We start from the raw sequence: 22,800 nt of genomic DNA, 5'->3' as shown, positions 1-22,800 counted from the left end.
CGCGTCGTCGCTTTCCACCTGGGGTAACGGTCAGGGTCCGAGGATACGGGCCCGCCAAGAACGCCTCGGCCACCGTCCTTCCTCTCCGATCGAGGCGTGAAGGCTGGCACTGAGCGGAAGCATCTGCAAGGTGATCCGGTTGATCCCCTCCCCCAACTCGACCAGGTGCCTAAGCTGGGAAACCGCTGTCTCCGGGGCATGTACCAGCCGAAGGAGCGCACTTTCGTCCACGATGGCCTGGACGTTGAGGTCCCCCTGAAGAAGTTTCTGCCGCTCCAACCGGGCAGGCGCGGCGGCACCGTCATGCGCCTGCTCTCCACTCCCCTGGTCACCACCCGGGAGGCCACGCTGCGCCTGGCCGTCATCGACGACGGACCCCACGACGGCCGCCCTGTGGTCCCCGCCCAGCGCACGGCCGAGGAGTGGGAGAACGCCGGGTCCGGCCGGGGCCTGCTGCTCATCCACAGCCTGGCCCGTGAGTGGGGCACCTACCGCATGGTCGACCTGGCCAGCGCCACCCTCCTGGGCACCGCCCTGTGGGCCGAGTTCCGCCACCCCCGAGGAGGCTCCCGATGAGCGCGGTGGCGCCCGGGGTGCGGCGGGTGCTGGAGGCGCCCCGGGGACGCAGGTTCGCCCGGCCGGGGGCGACCACCCGGGAACAGCGGCTGCTGGCGCAGATGCGCGGCAACCCCCGGGTGGAGTACCGGCTGGCCCACGGCGCGCTCCCCGCGTGGGTGGAGGCCACCCGCGGCGGGAAACCGCGTGGGACCCGTATCCCGGATCCTCCTCCGCGCCACCGCAGGCTCCGGGACGCGGACGGGTGGGTGTGGACCGCCGGATACCTCCTGGCGGCGCTGACCGGAGGCTGGGCCCACCACCTGCTCTCGGCGCTGTCCCAGTGCGGTCAGGAGGGCCCGTCCGGGGGCGGGACCCGCGCCAGCGCGACCTCCAGGGACCGCCAGTCCCCCCGGGGGGCCGTCCACCGCCGCGCCGGGAACCGGCGCGGCCGTCGGAGGAACGGTTGCTCAGCCCGCCACGGAGACGGTGGGCTCGCCGGACCCGACCCCGGCCTCGCCCATCTCCTCGGCGATGCGCATGGCCTCCTCGATGAGGGTCTCCACGATCTTGGACTCGGGCACGGTCTTGATCACCTCGCCCTTGACGAAGATCTGGCCCTTGCCGTTGCCGGAGGCCACACCCAGGTCGGCGTCGCGCGCCTCACCGGGACCGTTCACCACGCAGCCCATGACGGCCACGCGCAGCGGCACCTCCATGCCCTCCAGCCCGGCGGTGACCTCCTCGGCGAGGGTGTACACGTCCACCTGGGCCCGGCCGCAGCTCGGGCAGGAGACGATCTCCAGGCCGCGCTCGCGCAGGCCCAGCGACTCCAGGATCTGGGTGCCGACCTTGACCTCCTCGGCCGGGGGCGCCGACAGCGACACGCGGATGGTGTCGCCGATGCCCTCCGAGAGCAGCGCGCCGAAGGCCACCGCCGACTTGATCGTGCCCTGGAAGGCCGGCCCGGCCTCGGTCACGCCCAGGTGCAGCGGGTAGTCGCAGGCCGCGGCCAGCTGGCGGTAGGCGTTGACCATGACCACCGGGTCGTTGTGCTTGACCGAGATCTTGATGTCGCGGAAGCCGTGCTCCTCGAACAGCGAGCACTCCCACAGCGCCGACTCCACCAGAGCCTCGGGGGTGGCCCTGCCGTACTTGGCCAGCAGGCGCTTGTCCAGCGAACCGGCGTTGACGCCGATGCGGATCGGCACACCCGCCTCACCGGCGGCCTTGGCGATCTCGGCGACCTTGTCGTCGAACTTCTTGATGTTGCCCGGGTTGACCCGCACGGCCGCACAGCCCGCGTCGATGGCCGCGAACACGTACTTGGGCTGGAAGTGGATGTCGGCGATCACCGGGATCTGCGACTTCTTGGCGATGATCGGCAGCGCGTCGGCGTCGTCGTTGGTGGGCACGGCCACGCGCACGATCTGGCAGCCGGTCGCGGTCAGCTCGGCGATCTGCTGGAGGGTGGCGTTGATGTCGGAGGTCCGGGTTGTCGTCATCGACTGCACGGACACCGGTGCGTCCCCGCCCACGGGAACGTTTCCGACCATGATCTGCCTCGACTTGCGCCGCGTCGCCAGCGGGCGCGGCGGGGCGGCGGGAATACCGAGATCGACGGTCACGCTTGTTTCACCTCGTCTGCCGCCGGAGGGGGGCGGCACTTGATTCGTCCGTTGCGGAAAAGGGCGTCCGACGCAGCGCCCGGAAGACGCGTCCGGGGGTCACCGCGCTCGGTGGCCTCGGCTGCACCGTCGTTCCCGGACCGCGACCCCAAGGTTACCCGCATCGGGGGACATGCCCCGCATCACGGATTCCCTCGCGGACCAGCGTGAACACCCGGTATCGGGGAGTTGTCCGGCATCGGGCCCGGAACCCGATGGACTGCCCCGGAATGTCGTCGCGACCCGGTCAGGCGCAATCAGCCGAAGAGCCGGACCGGATTGAACAGGTCGGCCACGAGCAGGACCACGCTGAACACCAGGAAGCACGCCACCACGACGTAGGCCACCGGGGTCAGCATCGCCACGTCCACCGGTGCGGGCTCGGGTCGGCGGGTCAGCCTGGCCCAGCCGCGCTTGACCCACTCCCACAGCGCCCCGGCCATGTGCCCGCCGTCCAGCGGCAGGATCGGCAGCATGTTGAAGGCGAAGAGGAAGAGGTTCACCCCGGCCAGGATCTGCAGCATGATCGTGGCGGTGTCCGCGACGGGCAGCCCCTGGGCCATGATCTCGCCGCCGATGCGGGAGATGCCGACGATGCCCACCGGGGAGTCCTGGTTGCGCTGCTCGCCCAGGAAGGCCGCGGCGAACACGTCGGGGACCTTGCTGGGCAGCGCGATGAGCGCCTCCCAGACGCCGACCATCATGGCGCCCATCTCCTCGGCGGACTCGCCGAGGGTGAGCGGGGCGCGCTCGGTGGCGAAGACGATGCCGAGGAAGCCCACGGTCTCGGTCTCGTAGACGCGGTAGCCCTGCTCGTCGTAGACGGGGTCGCCGTCGGCGTCGGTGGCGTAGACGAACTCGCCCTCGGCGTCGCGGGCCGGGAGCTCGTTCTCCACGATGTTCACGTCCAGCGGCACCCGCTCGCCGTCGCGCTCGACCACGATCTCGGTGGGGCCCAGGGCCTCGCGGATCTGCCGGTTGGCGGTGCTCCAGTCCGGGGTGGGCTCCCCGCCGACCGAGACGATGGTGTCGCCGGGGAGCATCCCCGCCTCGGCGGCCGGGGTGGGCGGCGCGCCCTCGCAGTCGGTGGCGGTGCTGCCCGCGGACACGACGCACTCGCTGACCTGGCCGATCTGGGTGGTGCTCTGCGGCACGCCGATGCCCATGAACAGCACGCCGAGCAGGATCGCGGCCAGCACGACGTTCATGCCGGGTCCGGCGAACATCACGATGAGCCGCTTCCACGGCGCCCGCTGGTAGAACTGCCGGTCCTGGTCGCCGGGTTCGAGCTCGACGTAGGAGGCCTCGCGGGCGTCCTCGGCCATGGCCCGCCAGCGGGAGAGCTTGCGGGCGCTGCCGTCGGCGTCCACGCGCGCGGGCGGGAGCATGCCCACCATCCGCACGAAACCGCCCAGCGGCACGGCCTTGACGCCGTACTCGGTCTCACCCCCGCGGAAGGACCACAGGGTCCGGCCGAACCCCACCATGAACTGGGTGCACCTGATGCCGAACATCTTGGCCGTGGCCAGGTGCCCCAGCTCGTGCCAGGCGATCGAGAACAGCAGGCCGAAGACGAACAGGACGATCCCGACCACGGTCATCAGGGCGACCATGCATCTCTCCTCAAGGCGGTGTCAGGCCTGGCGCGCGAGCAGCTCGCGCGCACGGGTGCGGGCCCAGGTGTCAGCGGCGTACACGTCGTCCAGGCTCAGTTCCCCGCTGGGGTGGGACGCTCCTGAGGGGCGGTCCGTTCGCTGGTGCTCTGAGACTACCTGCGAGACGTTGTCCATGATCGCCGGAAACGCGAGGTTTCCCCGGAGGAAGGCGCCGACCGCCTCCTCGTTGGCCGCGTTGTAGACCGCGGGCGCGGTCCCGCCCGCCTCGCCGACCTCGGCGGCCAGGCGCACGGCGGGGAAGGCCTGCTCGTCCAAGGGCTCGAAGGTCCAGGTCTGGGCGCGGGTCCAGTCCAGGCCCGGCGCGGCGTCGGGCACCCGGTCGGGCGCGCCGAGGCCGTAGGCGATGGGGATCATCATGCTGGGCGGACTGGCCTTGGCGATGGTGGAGCCGTCCACGTACTCGACCATGGAGTGGACGATCGACTGCGGGTGCACGACCACGTCGATGCGGTCGAAGGGCACGTCGAACAGCAGGTTGGCCTCGATGACCTCCAGCCCCTTGTTGACCAGGGTGGCGGAGTTGACCGTGATGACCGGTCCCATGCTCCAGGTGGGGTGGTTGAGCGCCTCGGCCGGGGTGACCGCGGCCAGCTCGTCGCGGCCGCGCCCGCGGAAGGGCCCGCCGCTGGCGGTGACGACCAGGCGGCGCACCTCGTCGCGGCGGGCGTGCACGTGCCCCTGCGCGGGGCTGGCGAGCAGGTCCTCGGGCAGGTGGGGGAAGCACTGGGCGATGGCGAAGTGCTCGGAGTCGACCGGCACGATCTGGCCGGGACGGGCCAGGCCGCGCACGAGCGGCCCGCCGATGATGAGGGACTCCTTGTTGGCCAGGGCCAGGGTGCGCCCCGCCCGCAGCGCGGCGAGGGTGGACTCCAGCCCCAGGGCCCCGGTGATGCCGTTGAGCACGACGTCGCACGCGCTCCCGGCGAGTTCGGCCACCCCGTCGGGGCCCGCCAGGACGGCGGCGCGGCTGCCGTTCTCGGCGAGGGAGCGCGAGAGGTCCGCGGCGCGGTCCGGGTCGGCGACGGCGACGCGGGCCACATCCAGCGCGGCGGCCTGCTTGGCGAGCAGGTCGACCCGGCCGCCGCCAGCCGCCAGCCCCACCACGCGGAAGCGGTCGGGGTTGCGCTGGACGATGTCGATGGCCTGGGTCCCGATGGAGCCGGTGGAGCCGAGGATCACTACTGTTCGCTGCTGTTCTTCTCGCACGCTCCCATTGTCGCCCACCTCGCCGGGAACCGCAGCGGGAAGGTCGGAGCGGGAAGGGCCCGCCGGAATCCGCGGCGTCAGCGGGTCTTTACAACCGGTGTCCGCTGGCTTAACTTAACCGGTGAGTAAGTTACCCCCTGGTTAAGCAAGCCCCCGGCGGACCCCCGAAGGCCCCGCAGGCCCGGGGCCACGCCCCGCACCCCCGACCCGCCGGTTCCCCGGGCACCGGCCGCCCCCGATGGCGAGAAGGCGCGACGACCCATCGGTTCCCCCTCCTCCCGCAACCCCGAGGTCGTTCGATGCGCCCTGTCGAGAACAGTCCCCGTCCAGCACCGCCCGCGGCCGACCGCTCCCCCGCGCGCGCCGCCGCCCGCCCCCTGCCCCGCCTGCTGGCCTGCGTCCTGGCCGCCGTGCTCGGCGCCGCGGTGCTCTCCCCCGCCCCGGCGGCGGCCGCGGTCGGCGCCACCGTCAGCTACGAGACCATCGTCAGCCACGACGGAACCCGCCTGAAGGCCAAGGTCATCACCCCCACCGGCGTGGAGGGCCCCCACCCTCTGCTGGTCATGCCCTCGGCATGGGGCACCCCCCACCTCCTCTACGTCGGCGCGGCGGCCAGACTCGCGCACGAGTCCGGCTACCAGGTCGTCGCCTACACCTCGCGCGGCTTCTGGGACTCCGGCGGCGGCATCGGGGTCGCCGGCCCCGAGGACCGCGCCGACGCCAGCGCCGTCATCGACTGGGCCCTGGCCAACACCGACGCCGACCCCGAGCGCGTCGGCATGGCCGGGATCTCCTACGGCGGCGGCATCAGCCTGCTGACCGCCGCCGAGGACGACCGGGTGCGCGCCGTGGCCTCCCTGAGCGGCTGGGCCGACCTGGAGGCCTCGCTCTACCCCAACCGGACCGTGGACGTGCAGTCGGCCGAACTGCTCCTGTTGGCCGGGGAGCTCACCGGCACCCCGGGCGAGGAGCTGCGCGAGGTCGGCCGCGAGTACCGGCGGGGCAACATCCAGCCCGCCCTGGACATCGCCCCCGACCGCTCGGCGGCCACCAAGGTCGACGCGATCAACGCCAACGGCACGGCCGTGATGATGGCCCACGCCTGGAACGACGGCATCTTCCCGGTCGGCCACATCACCGACTTCTACGAGGAGCTCACCGGGCCCAAGCGCCTCATGCTCACCCCCGGCGACCACGCCACGCAGGAGGCCTTCGGGGCGCTCGGCCTACCGAACGAGGTCTGGGAGGCCCTGGGCGACTGGTTCGACCACCACCTCAGGGGCGAGCCGAACGAGGTGGACGCGGGCGGCCCCGTGCACGTGAAGCCCAACAACGGGCGCGGCGGCTGGACCTCCCACCCCGACTGGCCCTCGGTGACCGCCCGCACCGACCGCTACTACCTGGACAAGCCGAGCACCGACTGGCTGCGCTGGCAGAGCAGCGGCGGCATGGCCGCCGAGCCCGCCGCCGGCTGGCGGTACGGCTTCCGGACCGGGATCAACACCCCCGCCGAGAGCGGCACGCTCCTGCTCTCCGGCGCGCTCCAGCAGTTCCTCGACGTCCCGACCGGGGTACTGCTGCCCCTGGTGGACCGCTACCGCGCGGCCGTGTGGACCAGCCCCGCCTACCCCGACGGGGCCCGGGTGGCGGGCACCCCGGAGGCCACGTTCACGTTCACGCCGACCACCGCGAACCAGTCGGTGTTCGTGTACCTGTACGCGGTGGACAGCCGGGGAACCGGCGCCCTGGTCTCACACGCCCCCCACACCCTGCGCGACGCCGTTCCGGGTGAACCGGTCACGGTGACCACGGAACTGGCCCCGGTGGTGTGGGACGTGCCCGCCGGGCACCGCCTGGCCGTGGTCGTGGACAGCCGCGACGCGCGCTACGGGAGCGAGAGCACCCTCGGCAACCGGGTGAGCGTGACCTCCCCCGAGGAGGCGCCCGCCCAGGTCACGGTGCCGCTCGCCTGACCGGTGCCCGGGTCCGCGCCGACTCCCGCTGCGCGGGCCCGGGCACCACGGCCGCCTCCGGTGGGACCCCTGCACCGGAGGCGGCCCCTCTTCTTTCCCTGGGCCACCACGACACAAACTCAAAGTAGTAATGCTGTCACTGAAAGTGTGCAAGGATGCGGGTCATGACCTCGTCCACCGCGCACAAGATCCTCGCCCCCCTGACCGCCGCCGCGGTCGCCCTCGGGGGCCTCGCTCTCGCCGAGAAGCTGCCCGCCCCCGCCTCCGCCGTCACCCAGGCCATCCACACGGCGTACTCCCCCGAGGAGTCCGCCGCGGCCGGGTCGGCCGCGCCGCTCCGTGAGGCGCTCTCCCGGATGGAGGGGGTCTCCCACCAGGCGGCCGCGGTGACCGGCACCGAGCACCAGGCGGTCCTGGACTACTGGACCGAGGAGCGCATGGCCGCGGCCAAGCCCATCACCAGCACGGTGGAGGGGGTGCTGCCCCTGCCGCAGGACCTGCCGCTGCCCGGCGACGACGTGGAGCGTCAGGCCGCGCCGCGCCCCGACAGCTCCGGGGAGCGCTGGACCGCGGGCGGGCTGGTCACCCGGACCACCGGCAAGGTGTACCTGACCATGGACGGCCGCGACTTCACCTGTTCGGCCTCGGTGGTGGACGCGGCCAACCGGAGCACCCTGGTCACCGCCGGGCACTGCGCCAAGGACGGCCGGGGCTCCTGGGCCCGCAACTGGACCTTCGTGCCCGGCCACGCCGACGGCAAGAGCCCGTACGGCAGGTACACCGCCCGCGACCTGCTGGTGGCGCCCCAGTGGTCGGGCCGGGCCGACGACAGCTACGACTTCGCCATGGTGGTGGTCAACACCGACGGCGGCAAGGCCGTGCAGGACCGGGTGGGCTCCCAGCGGATCGCGTTCGACACCTGGACCGAGGAGCGCGTGCGCCAGGGAACGCAGGTGTACACGTTCGGATATCCGGCGGCCTCGCCCTACAACGGCAAGCACCTGTACTACTGCTCGGGCCGCACCAAGGCGGACGCCGGCGGCACGAGCGCCAACGGGGTGCGCTGCTCCATGACCCAGGGCTCCAGCGGCGGCCCCTGGTTCACCGGCTTCGACACCGCGACCGGCCGGGGGACGATCTCCTCGGTGGTCAGCTTCAAGTACGCCAACGACCGCCGCACCCAGTACGGCCCCCGGTTCGGCCAGGAGGCGCGCGACCTGTACCAGAACGCGGCCCGGCTCTGACGGCCACGCGCCGAGGGCCCGGTCCGGCTCCCGGCCGGCTTCCCGGGCCCGGTCCCCGACGGCGCGGCGGCGCGGTGCCCCTCCCCCCGGGCACCGCGCCGCGCTTCCCGGCTCCCGCGGTTACAGGTCGATACCGGTGAGCACCATGACGCGCTCGTAGGTCAGGTCGGTCATGGCCGCGCGCACGCCCTCCTTGCCCACGCCCGAGCCCTTGACGCCGCCGTAGGGCACCTGGTCGGCGCGGAAGGTGGGCACGTCGCCGATGACCACGCCGCCGACCTCCAGTTCGCGGTGGGCCCGGAAGGCCGTGGGCAGGTCACGGGTGAACACGCCCGCCTGGAGCCCGAAGTCGCTGTCGTTGACCGCGGCGAAGGCGGCGTCGGTGTCGGCGACGCGCTGGAGCACGAGCACCGGGCCGAACACCTCCTCGCGCACCACCCGGGCGTCGGCGGGCACCTCGGCCAGCACGGTCGGCGCCACGGTGACCCCCTCGCGGGTGCCGCCGGTCAGCAGCTTGGCCCCGTCGGTGAGGGCCTCCTCGATCCACGCGGACACGCGCTCGGCGGCGGCCTCGTCCACGAGCGGGCCCACGTCGGTGGCCGGATCGGCGGGGTCGCCCACGCCCAGGGCCTCGACCCGCTCCACCAGGCGGGCCGTGAACTCGTCGTAGACGGAGTCCTCGACGATGACCCGCTGGACGCCGATGCACACCTGGCCCGCCTGGTTGTTGCCGAACAGGGCGATCCGCTCGGCCGCCCAGTCCAGGTCGGCGTCGGCGAGCACCACGGCCGCGGCGTTGCCGCCCAGCTCCAGGGTGACGTGCTTGCGCGGGGCCAGCTCGGGCAGCTTCCAGCCGAACGGGCCGCCGGTGAAGGAGATGACGGGCAGGCGCTCGTCGGTGATGAGGGGGGCGGCGCGCTCGTTGGGCATGGGCAGCACCGACACCATGCCGCCGGGCAGGTCGGTCTCGGCGAGGATCTCGCCCAGGATCAGGGCGGTCATCGGGGTGGCCGGGGCGGGCTTGAGGATCACCGGGGCGCCGACGGCGATGGCCGGGGCCACCTTGTGCGCGACCAGGTTCAGCGGGAAGTTGAACGGGGAGATGCCCAGGACCGGCCCCTTGGGGACGCGGCGGACCAGGGCCATGCGCCCGGTGCCACCGGGGTCGGTGTCCAGGCGCTGGAGCTCCCCTCTGTCGCGGCGGGCCTCCTCGGCCGCCCAGCGGAACACGGACACGGCGCGCCCGGCCTCGGCACGGGCCCACTTGAGGGGCTTGCCGCTCTCGGCGGTGATGGTGCGGGCGATCTCCTCGGCGCGCTCGCCGATGCGCCGGGAGACGTGGTCGAGGGCGGTGGCCCGCACGTGGGCGGGCAGGGCGGCGGCCTCGGCGGCGACCGCGTGCGCGGCGGCCACGGCCTGCTCGATCTGCTCGACGGTGGGCACGGCGACCGCACCCGCGTCCTCGCCGGTGTAGGGGTTGACGACGGTGATCTCGGTGTCGCCGGTCGCGGCGGTGCCGGCCAGCCAGAACGGACGCGTAGACATGACCGTGACGCTAGTGCCCCCACGCCCCCGGGCGCTTGTCCACCATCGCCAACCCGCCCCCCGGTATTGGACGCGGTGGAGCAACGATCCCACCTCTCGGCCGGAGAAATACGCCCCGTCCACCGGGGTAGTACCTTGAAGAACCACCGGTCCCAGGGCCGGGCGCGGAACGGACCGCGCCGCGCACCCGCCCCACGGCCCGGCCGGGGATCTTCGGGCGCCCCACTGGCGCCGCCGGGATCCTTCGTTCACAGTGGTGAAGAGGGCTCTGCCAGGGGTTTCGGCCGGACCCTCGGGTCCACCGCCACCGACGGGAAGCCCGGGAGTGCTCATTGCCGCTCGTCTACCGCACGCTCGTCTCAGTCCCGGAACGGGACGGTGACCTCCCCGACGTCACCTCCACGGTCCTGTCCCGGTGGCTCAGCAAGCGTGGGAGCTCGGGCACGCGGGTGGACTTCACGAGGTCGGGGTGCTTCGACCTCAGCAACCGGTCCCGGGCGCTGGTCGTGCGGCACGACAACCCCGAGGAGGGGCTGTCCTTCCTGCGGCTGACCACCGAGTCCGACAAGGCCGACGGGACGTGGCGGACCGTGGCCACCGCCGTCGCGGACCCCGCGCTGTCCCCGTGGGGGTACGTGTGGATCGACATGACCGTGGACCCGGCCGCCTCGTTGGGGAGCGGCTCCGACGCGCCCCGCTGGGACGTCATGCCGCCCGAGGCCGCCCGCATGCTCCTGGACGCGGTGGACGCCCACGACGGCGACCACCCCCTGCCGCCCACACCGCGGATCGTGCGGGGCCGCGACGACTCCCTGGTCGACCGGCTCGTGGCCACGATCCGCGATCCCCTGCGGCGCATGGCGGTGGTGGCCACCGGGGCGCCCCGTGACGTCACCGTCGCCGACTGGCGCGAGGCCATGGCCGGGGCGCTGTCCCGCTGCACCGGGATGTGCGCCGGGTACGTGCTCGACGCGGCCGCCCAGGAACGCGTGGCCCCGCTGCTGCCCCGGGGCCTGGACGTGCCCACGGGAGGGGTGCGCACCTTCTTACCCGGAGTGGACTGGGACGACGAGGCCGACGCCGCCCGCCACCCCCGGATGAGCCCCGCCACGCTCGACACCGCGCGCGACGGCGCGCGCGTCCGCAACTGGGTGGGCGCCGTCCTGTCCCGGCGGGTGCGCGACAACGCCCTGGACCTGCGCCTGCCCGCACCGCTCCAGGCGGTGGACGCCCTCCTGGCCGAGGAGGCGGACGACGTGCGGCGCGGATGTCGCGGCGGCGCGGGCGGGACCCCGCGGGTGCCCGCGGCCAGGGGCGCGGCCGTCGTCCACCGCGCCGCGCAGCAGTCGAACGGCGCCGCGGCCCTGGCGCAGGAGCGCGAGGCGCTGGAGCAGCAGACCCAGCGGCTGCGCGAGGAGGTCACCCGGCTCAGTTCGCGGATCAGCGGGCTGACCGAGGAGCGCGACGAACTGCTGGCCGAGACCGCGGACCTGGGCGAGGAGCTCGACACCGCGCGCCAGCAGCTGCGCGCCGCCCGCTACGAGGTCCGCTGGCTGCGCGAGCGGGCGCGCGAGGCCGGACTGTTCCGGCTGGCCGCGGCGCCAGCGCCCCGCGATCCGCAGCGGCGCCCGCCGGCGAGCGTGCACGAACTGCTGGAGCGGATCACCGACGACTCCGAGCTGCCGCACCTGTACTTCACCATCGAGGACCAGACGGTGTACGAGCTGTCCGACAGCCGCAAGGAGGCGCTGTGGGTCACGCGGGCCTGGGAGGCGCTGCTGGCGCTGAACGACTACGCCCGCTACCAGTTCGACAACCCCGACCGGGGCCTGGGCTTCCACTCCTACCTGCGGGAGACCCCCGACGGGTACCAGGTGATCCCGGTCAAACGGCTGGCCTCGCAGGAGTCGGACTACGTGCGCAACCGGGGCAAGCTCAACGACAAGCGCCTGTTCCGGGTGCCCGAGGAGGTCGAGCCGAGCGGCCGGGTGCCCATGTACGCGCACATCAAGCTCGACACCGAGTACGGCATCTGCCCCAGGCTGTACTTCTTCCCGCACCTGGGCCCCGGTACGACCAACCGGGTCTACGTCGGCTACCTGGGCCGCCACCTGCCCGTACAGCAGACCAACTGACCTTGCGTACCCTGGGGCCGTGACGGGAACGAGCACCCGGGCGCCGACCGCCCTGGCCGAGGAGGAGTGGCGCGAGCGCGCCGAGGAGCACGCGCGCCGCGTGGACGCGCTGGTCGCCGACCACCTGCGGCGCCGCCGGGAGGGCGTGCGCCACCCGGTGGAGGACTTCCTGTTCACCTACTACAACCTCAAGCCCGCGCAGCTGCGCCGCTGGCACCCGGGAGTGGGAACGGTGCTGCTGGGCGGGGGCGCCCGCGCCCGCCTCGCCGAGCGCTTCTACACCGAGCTGCCCGGCGGCGCGGTGGGCCTGGACACGGCGGCCTTCCTGGCGGCGCGGCCGGTGCTGGACTTCGTGGAGCGGCTGCTGTCGTCGGTGGCCGCGCGCCCCGCGCACCTGGGCTGCTTCGGTCTGCACGAGTGGGCGATGGTCTACCGGAGCGAGGAGGTGCGGCACGGGCAGGTGCCGCTGCGGCTGGGCCGCGAGGGTACCGACCGCGTGGTGGAGTCGCACCGGATCCAGTGCTCGCACTTCGACGCCTTCCGGTTCTTCACCGACGCCGCGCGCCCGCGCAACACGCTGCGGCCCACCCGGGAGGGGCAGGCGGACCTGGACCAGCCGGGGTGCCTGCACGCGAACATGGACCTGTACAAGTGGGCGTACAAGCTGGCCCCGGCGGTGCCCTCGGAGCTGGTGGCGGACTGCTTCGAGCTGTCCCGCGAGATCCGGACGCTGGACATGCGGGCCTCGCCCTACGACCTGACCGCGTGGGGGTACGCGCCGGTGCGGATCGAGACCGCCGAGGGCAAGGCCGCCTACATGGGGGCGCAGCGGGACTTCGCCGAGCGCGGCGCGGTGCTGCGCGAGCGGCTGCTGCGGGTGTGCCGGGCCCTGCGCGCGGCCTGAGCGCGCCCGGCGGCCGGTGCTCCGGTGACGGGTGCGCCCCGGTCAGCGTTCCCCGGATCCGGGGGGCCGCAGGTCGCAGGAGGCGGCGCGCACGGGCAGGCGGTGCCGGTTGGCGGCCACCCAGCGGTAGGCGGCCCGGTTGAGGACGCGCAGCAGCGGAAGGCGGGCCAGCCGGCCCAGCGGCCGGGTGAGCGGGCGCCCGTGGAGCAGGAGTTCGGCGACGGCGTCGCCCCCCGAGAACCGGCGCCCGTCCGCGTGGACGAACCAGGCGGCGGCCCCGGTCCGCTCCGGGGTCAGGCCCGCCGAGTCCAGGTCGAAGTCCTGCCAGGCCACGAAGCGGCTGCGTACGCGCAACCGGTCGCGGGCGAAGACGACCGAGCGCCTGCAGAACCCGCAGCCGCGGTCGTAGAGGAACACCCCGGTACCGGGGACGGTGTCCAGCGAAGGCCTCATACCCCCATCCTGCCCGGCTCGGCCGCCCTCTCCCGGTCACCCCCGGATTTTCCGGAGCCGGGCACGGAAAAAAGGGGGGCGGCCCCCGACCGGGACCGCCCCCCTCAGCGCGCGGAGGCTACTCCTGCACGTCGGCGTTCTTGCGGCGGCGGGTGAAGTAGACGGCGGCGCCACCACCGGCGACGGCGACGGCTCCGGCGGCCACCAGCGCGGTCAGGGCGCCACCGGTCACGGCCAGGCCCGGCGAGGAGGCCTCGTCGGCCGGGGCGTTCTCCTCGTCGGCCGCGGGGGGCACGGAAGCGTCCGTGCCGGGCTCCCCGGCCGGGTCGGTCGGGTTGGCCGGGTCGGTCGGGTCGACGGTCGACCCGGGGTCGGTCGGCTCCGGGGACTCGCCCGGGTTCTCCGTGGGCTCCCCGCTCGGGGCCGTGGTGGGCTCCTCGGAGGGTTCGCCGGAGGGCTCCTCGGTCGGGGTGCCGGGGGTCGGCTCCGGGGTCTCCTCGCACGCGACCTTGAAGACCTTGTGCTTGGCGTCGTTGCTCCTCTGGCCCTCGAAGGTCCAGTAGAGCTTGTAGTGGCCGTTGTCGAGGTCGAGGAACTCGGTGCTGCCCGAGCCCTGGTCGTCGAGGACGAGCTCGCCCTCCAGGACGGGCTCCTCGCTCCAGCCGCCCTGGGCCTTGACGAAGATCTCCCAGGAGATCTCCTGGACCGCGTCGAAGTTGTCCGCGACGATCTGGAAGTCGCAGACCTTGGGGACGTTGCGGTTGTCGTCCTCCGGGGTGGAGGGGTCGTGGATCTTCACCGTCCCGTTGTCACCGGGGGCGTTGTCCGGCTTGGCGAACGCCGGAGAGGTGGCGCCGAGAACGGTACCCGCGACCAGGGCGGCACTGAGGAGGAGACGGGCGCCGAGCGCACCCGCACCGGGGTTAGGGGCCAAGGGGGACTCCTGTTGGTTCATGCTGCCTGCGGGACGGCAGCGGACTCATGGGTAAAGAGCGAGTCAAACCTACCCTCCTTCCCCAACTTCCGCATAGATACACACATCACAGATCACCAAAGATCAGCTTTCGCCACCCGTATCTTCGACACCAGGTCAGCGCGTGTACACGGACACGACACGATCTGCGGTCAGGAAAGGAACAGCACCAGCGCCCCCACACGTGCCCGTTCCGGTCTGTCCGGGTGTGCGGCGCCCGCTGTCCCCAACCCGGTGCGGCGGCTCATCCGGCGCCGGGCACGATGCGCTCGGCCGCCTCCTCCCTGGGCCGCAGCTCACCCGAGAGGATCCGCTCGGCGTGGTGGCAGGCCACCCGGTGGGTACCCGATCCCCCGCCGACCCGGATGGGGCGCAGTTCGGGCCGCTCGGTGTCGCACCGGTCCTCCTGGCGCCAGGGGCAGCGGGTGTGGAACCGGCACCCCGGGGGCGGCGCGGCGGGTGAGGGCAGGTCCCCTGCGAGCAGGATGCGCTCGCGGGTGTCCTCCACCTCCGGGTCGGGGACGGGCACCGCCGACATCAGCGACCGGGTGTAGGGGTGCGTCGGAGTCTCGTACAGGTCGTCGCTGGCGGCCTCCTCCACCAGGGCGCCCAGGTACATCACCCCGACCACGTCGCTGACGTGGCGGACCACGGCCAGGTCGTGCGCGATCACCAGGTAGGTCAGCCCCAGTTCGTCCTGCAGGCCCTCCAGCAGGTTGAGCACCTGAGCCTGGATCGACACGTCCAGCGCGGAGACCGGCTCGTCGCAGATGATCAGGTCCGGCTCCAGCACCAGCGCGCGGGCGATGCCGATGCGCTGGCGCTGCCCGCCGGAGAACTCGTGGGGGTAGCGGGTGAGCGCCCTGTCCGACAGGCCCACCCTCTCCAGCGCCTCCACCACGCGGCGGCGCTGGTCCCGCAGCACGAGTTCGCGCAGCCGCCTTCCCGAGGGGCGCTCCCCGCCCTCCGGGGGGCCGCCGATGCCGTGGGTCCGCAGCCCCTCCAGGAGGATGGAGCCGATGTCCTGCCGGGGGTTGAGGCTGCCCAGGGGGTCCTGGAAGACCATCTGCAGGTTGCGGCGCTCGCGGCGCATCGACTCGGCGTCCAGCCCGGCCAGGTCGCGGCCGTCGAAGAGCACCTCGCCCGCGGTGATGTCCACCAGCCGCAGCACGGCGCGCCCCAGGGTGGTCTTGCCGCAGCCGGACTCCCCCACCAGGCCGTAGGTCTGCCCCCTCTCGATCTCCAGGCTCACGCCGTCGACCGCGCGCACGTGCCCGACGGTGCGGTCGAAGAGCACGCCCCGCCTCAGGGGGAAGTGCACCTTGAGGTCGTTGATCCGCAGCAGGCTCATCCCCGCTCCTCCTCGTCCTCGCCGACCGCGGCCGGGCCCTCCGGCGCGGTCCGGTCCGACGCGCCCCCGGCCCGGAGGGGGTTCACGCACCGGTGCACGTGCCCGCCGTCCGCGGCGGCCGCCCTCCCCGTCGCCGCGGTGCGCGCGGCGGCGCCCTCCACCCCGGCGGCGGCGCCGACCGGGGCCAGCACGGGCGGCCCCTGGAGGCACTCCAGGGTGTAGTGGTCGCAGCGGGGCGCGAACGCACACCCCTGCGACCAGGCGATGTTGTCGTTGACCGATCCCCGGATGGGGGTGAGCGGCTCCCCGCGCGGGGCGTCCAGCCGGGGGATGGAGCCCAGCAGTCCGACCGTGTAGGGGTGGGTGGGCTCGGCGAACAGCGGGGCGCGGGGCGCCCGCTCCACGGCGCGGCCCGCGTACAGGACGTTGATGTCGTCGCACAGCCCGGCGACCACGCCCAGGTCGTGGGTGATCATCAGCAGGGCGGTGCCCTCCTCGGTGACCAGGTCCTTGAGCAGCTCCAGGATCTGCGCCTGGATGGTGACGTCGAGGGCGGTGGTGGGCTCGTCGGCGATCATCACCCGGGGACGGCAGGCCACCGCCATGGCGATGAGCGCGCGCTGGCGCATCCCTCCCGAGAGCTGGTGCGGGTACTCGCGCAGGCGCCGCCGCGGGTCGGGGATGCCCACCCGGTACAGCAGGTCGGCGGCCTCGCGTTCGGCGGCCGAGCCGCGCATGCCCCGGTGGCGCCGCAGGATCTCGGTGACCTGGCGGCCGATCGGCACGACGGGGTTGAGGGAGCTGAGCGGGTCCTGGAAGATCATCGCCAACCGCGAGCCGCGCAGGTCGCGCATCCTCCTGGCGGACAGCCCCAGCAGGTTCACCGGCCCCTCGGGCAGGCGCATGACGGCGCTGCCGCCGACCCGCACCCCCCGGTCCGGGAGCAGGCCCATGAGGGCGAGCGAGGTGACGCTCTTGCCGCAGCCGGACTCGCCGACCAGGCCGGTCACCCGTCCCTCCTCCAGGGTGAAGGACACCCCGTCCACGGCCCGCACCTCGTCGGAGCCGCGCCCGTGGAACACCACGGACAGCTCCTCCACCGTCAGCAGCGGCGCGTCGGAACCCATGGTCACCTCCTCAGCTTGGGGTCGAGGGCCTCCCGCATGGCCTCGCCCAGCAGGGTGAAGCCCAGGGCGGTGACGATGATGGCCAGCGCCGGGTACACGGCCAGCTGCGGTGCGCTGGACAGGAACCGCTGGGCGTCGGCGAGCATGGTCCCCCACTCGGGGAAGGCCGGGTCCGGGTTGCCCAGGCCCAGGTAGGACAGGGCCGCCGCGTCGATGATGGCGGTGGCCAGGGTCAGGGTGGACTGCACGATCACCGGGCCCAGTGAGTTCGGCAGGATGTGCGTCAGCGCGATCCGGTGCCGGCGCACCCCCAGCGCGCGGGCGGCCAGCACGTAGTCGCGGCCGCCCTGGGAGAGCATCGCGCCGCGCAGCAGGCGGGCGAAGATCGGGATCTGCGCGACGCCGACCGCGATCATGACCGTGGTCAGGCTGGGACCGATGAGGGCGGCGATGGTGACCGCCAGTAGCAGGGTGGGCAGGGCCAGCATCATGTCGATGACGCGCATGACGGCGTTGTCGACCTGGCGCCCCCAGCGCCCGCCCAGGACCGCGGCGGCCCCGGCGGCGCCGCCCAGGACCGCGCCCAGGCCGAAGCCGACCAGGGTGGCGACCACGCCGACCAGGAGGGTCTGCCGGGCGCCGATCACCATGCGGGAGAACTGGTCGCGGCCGAGGTTGTCCAGGCCCAGCCAGTTCTCGGCGCGCGGGCCGACGAACACGTTGCGGTTGGGGAAGACCTCCGCGCCCCAGGTCTGGGCCGTGGGGCTGTAGGGGGCCAGGAGCGGGGAGAACAGCGCCACGACCAGGAAGACCGCCACGATGGCGGCCCCGGTGATGGCCATGGGGCTGCGGCGCAGGCGCGCCAGGGCGGTGCGCCAGATCCCGGCGCCGTGCCCGCCCTGTTCGCGCTCGCCCATGAGTTCGGCCAGCCGGTCGATCCTGGCCGCCCGGCGGCCGAGGAGGGGTGTGTTCCGGTCCGGGGCCCCTGGGGTCTCGGGGGCGCCCGGGGCGTCCGTGCCCTCCCGGGCGGCCCCGGGCCGGTCCGCGGAGCTCGGTGTCGTTGGCATCACTGGGCCCGCACTCTCGGGTCGAGGAGGCTGTAGGAGATGTCCACCAGCAGGTTGATCAGCACGTACATGGTGGCGATGAGCAGGATGAACCCGGTGAGGACCGGGTAGTCGCGCCCCTGCGTGGCCGCGTAGACGAACGAGCCGACGCCGGGGAAGGCGAAGACGCTCTCGGTGAGCACCGCCCCGGCGAAGAGGCTTCCGGTGAGCAGGCCGATCGCGGTCACCACGGGGAGCATGGCGTTGCGCATCACGTGGCGGGTGCGCACCGTGCCGGGGTGCAGCCCCTTGGCGTTGGCGGTGCGCACGTAGTCCTCGCCGACCACCTCCAGGACGCTGGCGCGGGTCATGCGCACGATCACGGCGAGCGGGATCGAGGCCAGGGCGAGCCCGGGCAGCGCCAGGTGGAGCAGGGCGTCCCGGACCACGTCGAACTCCCCGGTCCGCAGACCGTCCAGGACGACGAAGCCGCTGAGGTCGGTGCGGCTCATGCCGGGTGAGAGCCGGAAGGCCGAGGGGAACAGGCCGAGGCGTTCGGCGAAGACCACCTTGAGGAGGAAGGCGAGGAAGAACACCGGCGTGCAGATGCCGAGCAGGGAGCCGCCGACGGCGGCGAAGTCCAGCACCGAGCCGCGTTTGCGCGCGGCGAGGTAGCCGAGGGGGACGCCCACGGTGACCGCGATCAGCATCGCGGTGACGGCCAGCTCGAAGGTGGCCGGGAAGCGGGTGAAGAACTCCTCGGTGACCGGCCGTCCGGTGTTGAGCGAGGTGCCGAGGTCGCCCTGGAGGATGCGGCGCAGGAAGGCGAGGTACTGGACCGTGATCGGTTGGTCCAGGCCCAGGGACCTCCGCAGCTGCGCCCGCTGTTCGGCGGTCGCGTCGTCGGGCAGCAGGGCGTACTCCGGCCCGCCGGGCAGCCGTTGCAGCCAGACGAACAGCAGGATCGACAGACCGCCCAGGGTCGGGATCAGCTGGAGGAGACGCCTGACGAGGAATCGCAGCACCTTCGCCGCCTTTCGCCAGTGGTGGGGAACGATGGACGCGAAGCGCCCCCGCGGGGGTGGAGCGGGGAACGGGAGCGGGTGGTGCCGTGCACTCCCCGCGGGCCGCCGTGCCGCGGCCCGCGCACCGGCCCGGGGCGCCGGGCCGGTGCGCGGGTCCGGCCGCCGAGCGGCCGGACCCTCCCCTCCCCGGGTGCGGGGAGGGTGCCGGGCCCCTACTTCCAGGAGGCCTCGGCGAACTGCTCCTGCGTCAGCGGGCTGACGTTGGGCGGGTTGACGTTGGCGGCGAAGGCGATGGAGGGCGGGGAGCTGGAGATGGGCAGGCCGGGGAGGATCTCCATGATCTGCTCGTTGAGCCGCTCGTAGGCCGCGACGCGCTCCTCCTGGTCGGGGTTGGTGCTAGCCTCCTCCATCGCCTCGAACAGGTCCTCGTCGCGGAAGCCGAACTCGCTGTTGTAGCCGGAGAACCAGGTGCCGATGAAGTTGTAGGCGTCGTTGTAGTCACCGGTCCAGCCGAGCAGGTACAGCGGGCACTCGCCGGAGTTGGTCCTCGGGATGTACTCGGTCCACTCGTAGGTGACCGGCTCCACGGTGACGCCGACCGCCTCCAGGTCCGCGGCGATGACGTCGAAGATGTCGCGCGGCGCGGGCATGTAGGGGCGGGTGACGTCGGTCGGGTAGCAGAACTCCAGGGTGAGGTCCTCCTGCCCCGCCTCGGCGAGCATCTCCTCGGCCAGCCCGGGGTCGTACTCGAAGGTGCGCACGTCCGGGGACCAGCCGTCGAGGGTGTCGGGGTGGAACTGGGTGGCGACCTCCCCGCCCTCGGGCAGGATCGTGTCGACGATGCGCTGGCGGTCCACGGCGTGCGCGAGGGCCTCGCGCACCTGGACGTCGGCGAGGGCCTCGTGGGCCTCCTGCTGGTAGGCCATGTAGAGGATGTTGAACACGTCGCGGGTGGGGACCTGGAACCCGGCTTCGAGCAGCGGGTCCACGTCGGCGGGCGCGACCAGGTCGTAGCCGTGGATGTCCCCGGCCTCCAGCGCCTGGCGGCGGGCGGTCTCGTCCGGGATGGCCCGCAGGATCATCGTCTCGAAGCCCGCGGGGTCGCCCCAGTAGTCGTCGAAGCGCTTGAGGGTCACCTCGGCCTGGTCGTGGTCCCACTCCTGGACGGTGAAGGGCCCGGTGCCCGCGACCGTCCCGGCCGTCTGGCTGTACTCGGGGAGGGTGTAGTTGCCCTCCTCGCCGGTGATCTCCTGGTCGGCGATGGCCTCCAGCGTGCTGGGGCTCATGATGCCGAAGGCGGCGAGGCTGAAACCGCCGGGGAAGATCGAGGAGTACTCGTCGATCGTGATGACCGCGGTCAGGTCGTCCCGGGCCTCACAGGAGACGAAACGGGGCTCCGGAATGTCCTCGCTCTCGTTCTCCGCGAAACCGCCGAAGATCGACTGCCAGTAATAGGAGTTGTTCGAGCTCTGGTAACCGCCGCTGAGGTTGTACCAGCGGTCGAAGTTGGCGCACACCGCCGCGGCGTCGAGTTCGTCGCCGTCGTGGAAGACGACGCCGTCGCGGAGGTGGAAGGTCCATTCGGTGCCGTCCTCGGACTGCTCCCACTCCTCGGCGAGCCCGCCGGTGATCTCGGTGCCCCCGGACTCGTGTTCGAGGAGGGTCTCGAAGACCTGGCGGCTGTAGCGGAAGGTCTCACCGTCGCTGGTGAGGAAGGGGTCGAGGGTCTTGATGTCGCCCGCGGCGGCGAAGACGAACGGCTCGGACTCGTCGGTTCCGCCGTCCTCGCGGGTGCTCTCGGCGCACGCCGTGGCCACCATGGTGAGCGCCGCGGCCGAGGCCAGGAGGGCCAGCGGTTTTCGGGAAGACTTCGTGAGCATGGTCCACCTCAATGTGGGGGCCGGGGGTAGGCCGTCCCGGGAAGGATTGAGTGGACCCTAGACCCCCGTGAGATGAACTGTGAAGGTAGACGGCTGGGTGTTAATACAACCGTTTCATATCTGTGCCGCGATCCATAGCCGCTTTTTCGCATACACCGTGTCGAACCGGGCGCCCCTATCACGGACACCACTTCAGCAACACCCCCGTAACTTTATGCGTAGGGGCCGAAACACCATCAGTGCTCTTTATCCGATCATGGGACGATACGAATCGCGCGGCGGAAGAACGGTTTCCGGGCGTGTTCCGGGACCGTCCGGGGGGGTCGGCGCGGGGCTCCGGCGGACCTATGATCAGCGAATGACCACACCCCTTGACGACGCGGCGCTGACCGCGTTCCTCGAAGGCCAGGAGGCCGCCTGGCTGGCCGAGCAGCTCATGCTCGTCGCCGACGAGGACCCCATCACCCGGATCCGGCTGACCGCCGCGGCCGGGGACGAGAGCGCGGTGGACCAGGCGCGCACCGCCCTCCTGGCCCTGGTCACCGAGCACAGCCCGCAGGAGTCCGGCCGGGAGCCCGACGACGGGGACGCCCTGCACCGGGGGCTGGACCTGCTGGACGACCTGGCCGACTACGGGTTCGAGGACGAGTCGGCCGACATCGCCGACGAGGCGCGCGAGCTCTACCTCGACCGCCACGGCGAGGACGACAGCGACCACCTGGCGAGGCTGCACGCCATCGCCGACGGTGAGGACGACGAGGAGTAGGAGGGGCGGGAGCGGCGCGCCCGGCACCGCTCCCGCCCGCGCGTTCGGCTCCGTCACCCCGGCCGGGGTCAGGGAGCGCACCAGCGGCGGAGCCGGGTACTCCACAGGGCGATGTTGACCGCGATCGCGACGACCGCGACGAGGAAGCCGGCGAGCACCAGCCGCGTGTCCGCCAGCCTCGCGGCCTGGTGCAGCGCGATCAGCGCCACGCCCATGGCGACCAGCGCCCCGCACCGGGCGGCGCGCCACGGGACCCGGCCGCCGCGGCGCACGGGGACCGCCAGGGCGGCCAGGACCACCCCTGTCGCGACCGCCCAGGCCGCCAGGGCGCGCAGGTCCAGGGCGTAGCTCTCGGGCAGGCCGGAGGCCGCGCGCTCCCAGGCGACGTAGGCGAGCAGGCCGAGGGCCGGGGCCGCGGCGAACATCAGGACGCAGGTCTGCCGCACGTCCGTCGGCGGGCGCACACCGGGATGGCGCGCCGCGAGGAGGCCGGTCGCGGCGCTCCGGGCCGACGTGAGCGCCCGGGAGGCGACGGGCGCGGCGCCGCGGGCCGAGGCCAGGAGCCGGGAGGCCGCGGGCGCGGCGGCGTTACGGGCTGAGGTCAGGGCCCGGGTGGCGGGGGAAATGGGGGGCGAAACGGGATCTTGCATGCCGAACAGGGTTGCGTGCCGACCGTTCCCGCGCAACACCGGCACGGCTTCGCGCGTCGGCGTGTCCCGTCCCGCCGCTCACTCTCCGGCGACCGGCTCCCTGGCCTGGCGCAGCAGTTCGCCCGCGTACCCCCCGGCCTGGCGCAGGAGCGTGTCGACGTCCTGGCGGATGTCGAACTCCCGGCCCGGCTCGTCCGGCGCCAGCCGCTCCAGGGTCTCGAACTGGGACCGCAGCAGCGCGGGCGGCATGAAGTGGTCCTGTCGGGCCTCCAGCCGCTCCCAGATCACCTCGGGGCTGCCGTGCATGTGCAGGAAGTACACCCCGGGCGCGGCCTCGCGCAGGACGTCGCGGTACTCGCGCCGCAGGGCCGAGCACGCCATGGCCGTGGACTCCCCCCGGGCCTCGTGCTCGGCGATCCACGCGGCCAGCTCGCGCAGCCACGGCCAGCGGTCCTGGTCGGTCAGCGGGATGCCCGCGGCCATCTTGTCGATGTTGGCGCCCGGGTGGAACTCGTCCGCCTCGGCGAAGGGAAGGCCCAGCCGTGTGGCCACGCCCTCGGCGACGGTGGTCTTGCCACTGCCCGAGACGCCCATGAAGACAAAGTGCATGGTTTCTCCGTGTCG

20 protein-coding genes are annotated in these 22,800 nt (G+C 73.0%); 6 read left to right on the top strand and 14 right to left on the bottom strand.

What is annotated here, in order from left to right; translation table 11 throughout:
- Positions 1–30: 30 nt before the first annotated feature.
- Positions 31–279, bottom strand: coding sequence for a Scr1 family TA system antitoxin-like transcriptional regulator (locus FYW95_RS28190; RefSeq protein WP_236567612.1), 249 nt, complete (start codon positions 277–279; stop codon positions 31–33).
- Here FYW95_RS28190 and FYW95_RS13790 point away from each other — a divergent pair.
- Positions 199–576 (top strand): ATP-binding protein, encoded by a 378-nt coding sequence (locus FYW95_RS13790; RefSeq protein ID WP_159940815.1) that lies wholly within the window; start codon positions 199–201, stop codon positions 574–576. The genes FYW95_RS28190 and FYW95_RS13790 overlap by 81 nt on opposite strands.
- A 449-nt stretch (positions 577–1,025) precedes the next feature.
- On the opposite strand, the gene ispG is transcribed toward FYW95_RS13790, so the two are convergent.
- The 3 genes from ispG to dxr all read right to left on the bottom strand — a co-directional run bounded on the left by ispG (position 1,026) and on the right by dxr (position 5,077).
- Positions 1,026–2,183: a flavodoxin-dependent (E)-4-hydroxy-3-methylbut-2-enyl-diphosphate synthase gene (gene ispG, locus FYW95_RS13785; RefSeq protein ID WP_159940813.1), complete on the bottom strand. Its 1,158-nt coding sequence runs from the start codon at positions 2,181–2,183 to the stop codon at positions 1,026–1,028.
- Positions 2,184–2,479: 296 nt separating this feature from the next.
- On the bottom strand, positions 2,480–3,835 hold the full coding sequence (locus FYW95_RS13780) for a M50 family metallopeptidase (protein ID WP_159940811.1): 1,356 nt from the start codon (positions 3,833–3,835) through the stop codon (positions 2,480–2,482).
- Positions 3,836–3,856: 21 nt separating this feature from the next.
- Positions 3,857–5,077: a 1-deoxy-D-xylulose-5-phosphate reductoisomerase gene (gene dxr, locus FYW95_RS13775; protein WP_236572186.1), complete on the bottom strand. Its 1,221-nt coding sequence runs from the start codon at positions 5,075–5,077 to the stop codon at positions 3,857–3,859.
- Between the two features lie 326 nt (positions 5,078–5,403).
- On the opposite strand from dxr, the gene FYW95_RS13770 reads away from it, so the two are divergent.
- On the top strand, positions 5,404–7,077 hold the full coding sequence (locus tag FYW95_RS13770) for a CocE/NonD family hydrolase (RefSeq protein ID WP_160050387.1): 1,674 nt from the start codon (positions 5,404–5,406) through the stop codon (positions 7,075–7,077).
- A 164-nt stretch (positions 7,078–7,241) separates the two neighbouring features.
- A complete protein-coding gene (locus FYW95_RS13765) occupies positions 7,242–8,321 on the top strand; it encodes a trypsin-like serine peptidase (protein ID WP_159940805.1) in 1,080 nt (359 codons plus the stop codon).
- Between the two features lie 120 nt (positions 8,322–8,441).
- Here FYW95_RS13765 and FYW95_RS13760 read toward each other — a convergent pair whose 3' ends face one another.
- Positions 8,442–9,866 (bottom strand): aldehyde dehydrogenase family protein, encoded by a 1,425-nt coding sequence (locus FYW95_RS13760; protein WP_160050386.1) that lies wholly within the window; start codon positions 9,864–9,866, stop codon positions 8,442–8,444.
- A 332-nt stretch (positions 9,867–10,198) separates the two neighbouring features.
- Between FYW95_RS13760 and FYW95_RS13755 the strand changes: the two genes are divergently transcribed.
- Together FYW95_RS13755 and FYW95_RS13750 are read left to right on the top strand one after the other, a co-directional pair.
- Positions 10,199–12,001 carry a coiled-coil domain-containing protein gene (locus FYW95_RS13755; protein ID WP_159940802.1) on the top strand — a complete coding sequence of 601 codons (1,803 nt, stop codon included), beginning with the start codon at positions 10,199–10,201 and terminating at the stop codon, positions 11,999–12,001.
- A gap of 19 nt (positions 12,002–12,020) precedes the next feature.
- Positions 12,021–12,905, top strand: coding sequence for a 3-methyladenine DNA glycosylase (locus FYW95_RS13750; RefSeq protein WP_159940800.1), 885 nt, complete (start codon positions 12,021–12,023; stop codon positions 12,903–12,905).
- A gap of 42 nt (positions 12,906–12,947) precedes the next feature.
- Here the strand turns inward: FYW95_RS13750 and FYW95_RS13745 are convergent, their stop codons facing one another.
- From FYW95_RS13745 to FYW95_RS13715, 7 genes are all read right to left on the bottom strand, one after another.
- The gene (locus FYW95_RS13745) at positions 12,948–13,358 is read right to left on the bottom strand and encodes a thiol-disulfide oxidoreductase DCC family protein (RefSeq protein ID WP_160050385.1); all 411 of its coding nucleotides are present in this window, start codon (positions 13,356–13,358) and stop codon (positions 12,948–12,950) included.
- 118 nt (positions 13,359–13,476) lie between these two features.
- Positions 13,477–14,292 (bottom strand): hypothetical protein, encoded by an 816-nt coding sequence (locus tag FYW95_RS13740; protein ID WP_159940796.1) that lies wholly within the window; start codon positions 14,290–14,292, stop codon positions 13,477–13,479.
- A gap of 283 nt (positions 14,293–14,575) precedes the next feature.
- Positions 14,576–15,682, bottom strand: coding sequence for an ABC transporter ATP-binding protein (locus FYW95_RS13735; protein ID WP_159940794.1), 1,107 nt, complete (start codon positions 15,680–15,682; stop codon positions 14,576–14,578).
- Positions 15,679–16,809, bottom strand: coding sequence for an ABC transporter ATP-binding protein (locus FYW95_RS13730; RefSeq protein ID WP_159940792.1), 1,131 nt, complete (start codon positions 16,807–16,809; stop codon positions 15,679–15,681). The genes FYW95_RS13735 and FYW95_RS13730 overlap by 4 nt, the downstream gene beginning before the upstream one ends.
- A gap of 2 nt (positions 16,810–16,811) precedes the next feature.
- Entirely contained in the window at positions 16,812–17,876 is a 1,065-nt protein-coding gene (locus FYW95_RS13725; RefSeq protein ID WP_159940790.1) for an ABC transporter permease, read from the bottom strand.
- On the bottom strand, positions 17,876–18,880 hold the full coding sequence (locus FYW95_RS13720; protein ID WP_159940788.1) for an ABC transporter permease: 1,005 nt from the start codon (positions 18,878–18,880) through the stop codon (positions 17,876–17,878). Before FYW95_RS13720 ends, FYW95_RS13725 begins: the two co-directional genes overlap by 1 nt.
- A gap of 212 nt (positions 18,881–19,092) precedes the next feature.
- On the bottom strand, positions 19,093–20,760 hold the full coding sequence (locus FYW95_RS13715; RefSeq protein WP_159940786.1) for an ABC transporter substrate-binding protein: 1,668 nt from the start codon (positions 20,758–20,760) through the stop codon (positions 19,093–19,095).
- Positions 20,761–21,118: 358 nt separating this feature from the next.
- Between FYW95_RS13715 and FYW95_RS13710 the strand changes: the two genes are divergently transcribed.
- Entirely contained in the window at positions 21,119–21,526 is a 408-nt protein-coding gene (locus FYW95_RS13710) for a hypothetical protein (RefSeq protein ID WP_159940784.1), read from the top strand.
- Positions 21,527–21,594: 68 nt separating this feature from the next.
- Here FYW95_RS13710 and FYW95_RS28185 read toward each other — a convergent pair whose 3' ends face one another.
- Together FYW95_RS28185 and FYW95_RS13700 are read right to left on the bottom strand one after the other, a co-directional pair.
- Positions 21,595–22,176, bottom strand: coding sequence for a hypothetical protein (locus tag FYW95_RS28185; protein WP_236567611.1), 582 nt, complete (start codon positions 22,174–22,176; stop codon positions 21,595–21,597).
- Between the two features lie 78 nt (positions 22,177–22,254).
- A complete protein-coding gene (locus tag FYW95_RS13700) occupies positions 22,255–22,785 on the bottom strand; it encodes a gluconokinase (protein WP_159940782.1) in 531 nt (176 codons plus the stop codon).
- Between the last annotated feature and the right edge of the window lie 15 nt (positions 22,786–22,800).

The sequence above is a fragment of the Nocardiopsis sp. FR4 genome, from assembly GCF_009830945.1.
Lineage (GTDB): Bacteria > Actinomycetota > Actinomycetes > Streptosporangiales > Streptosporangiaceae > Nocardiopsis.
This window is presented reverse-complemented; position numbering and strand designations above follow the sequence as displayed.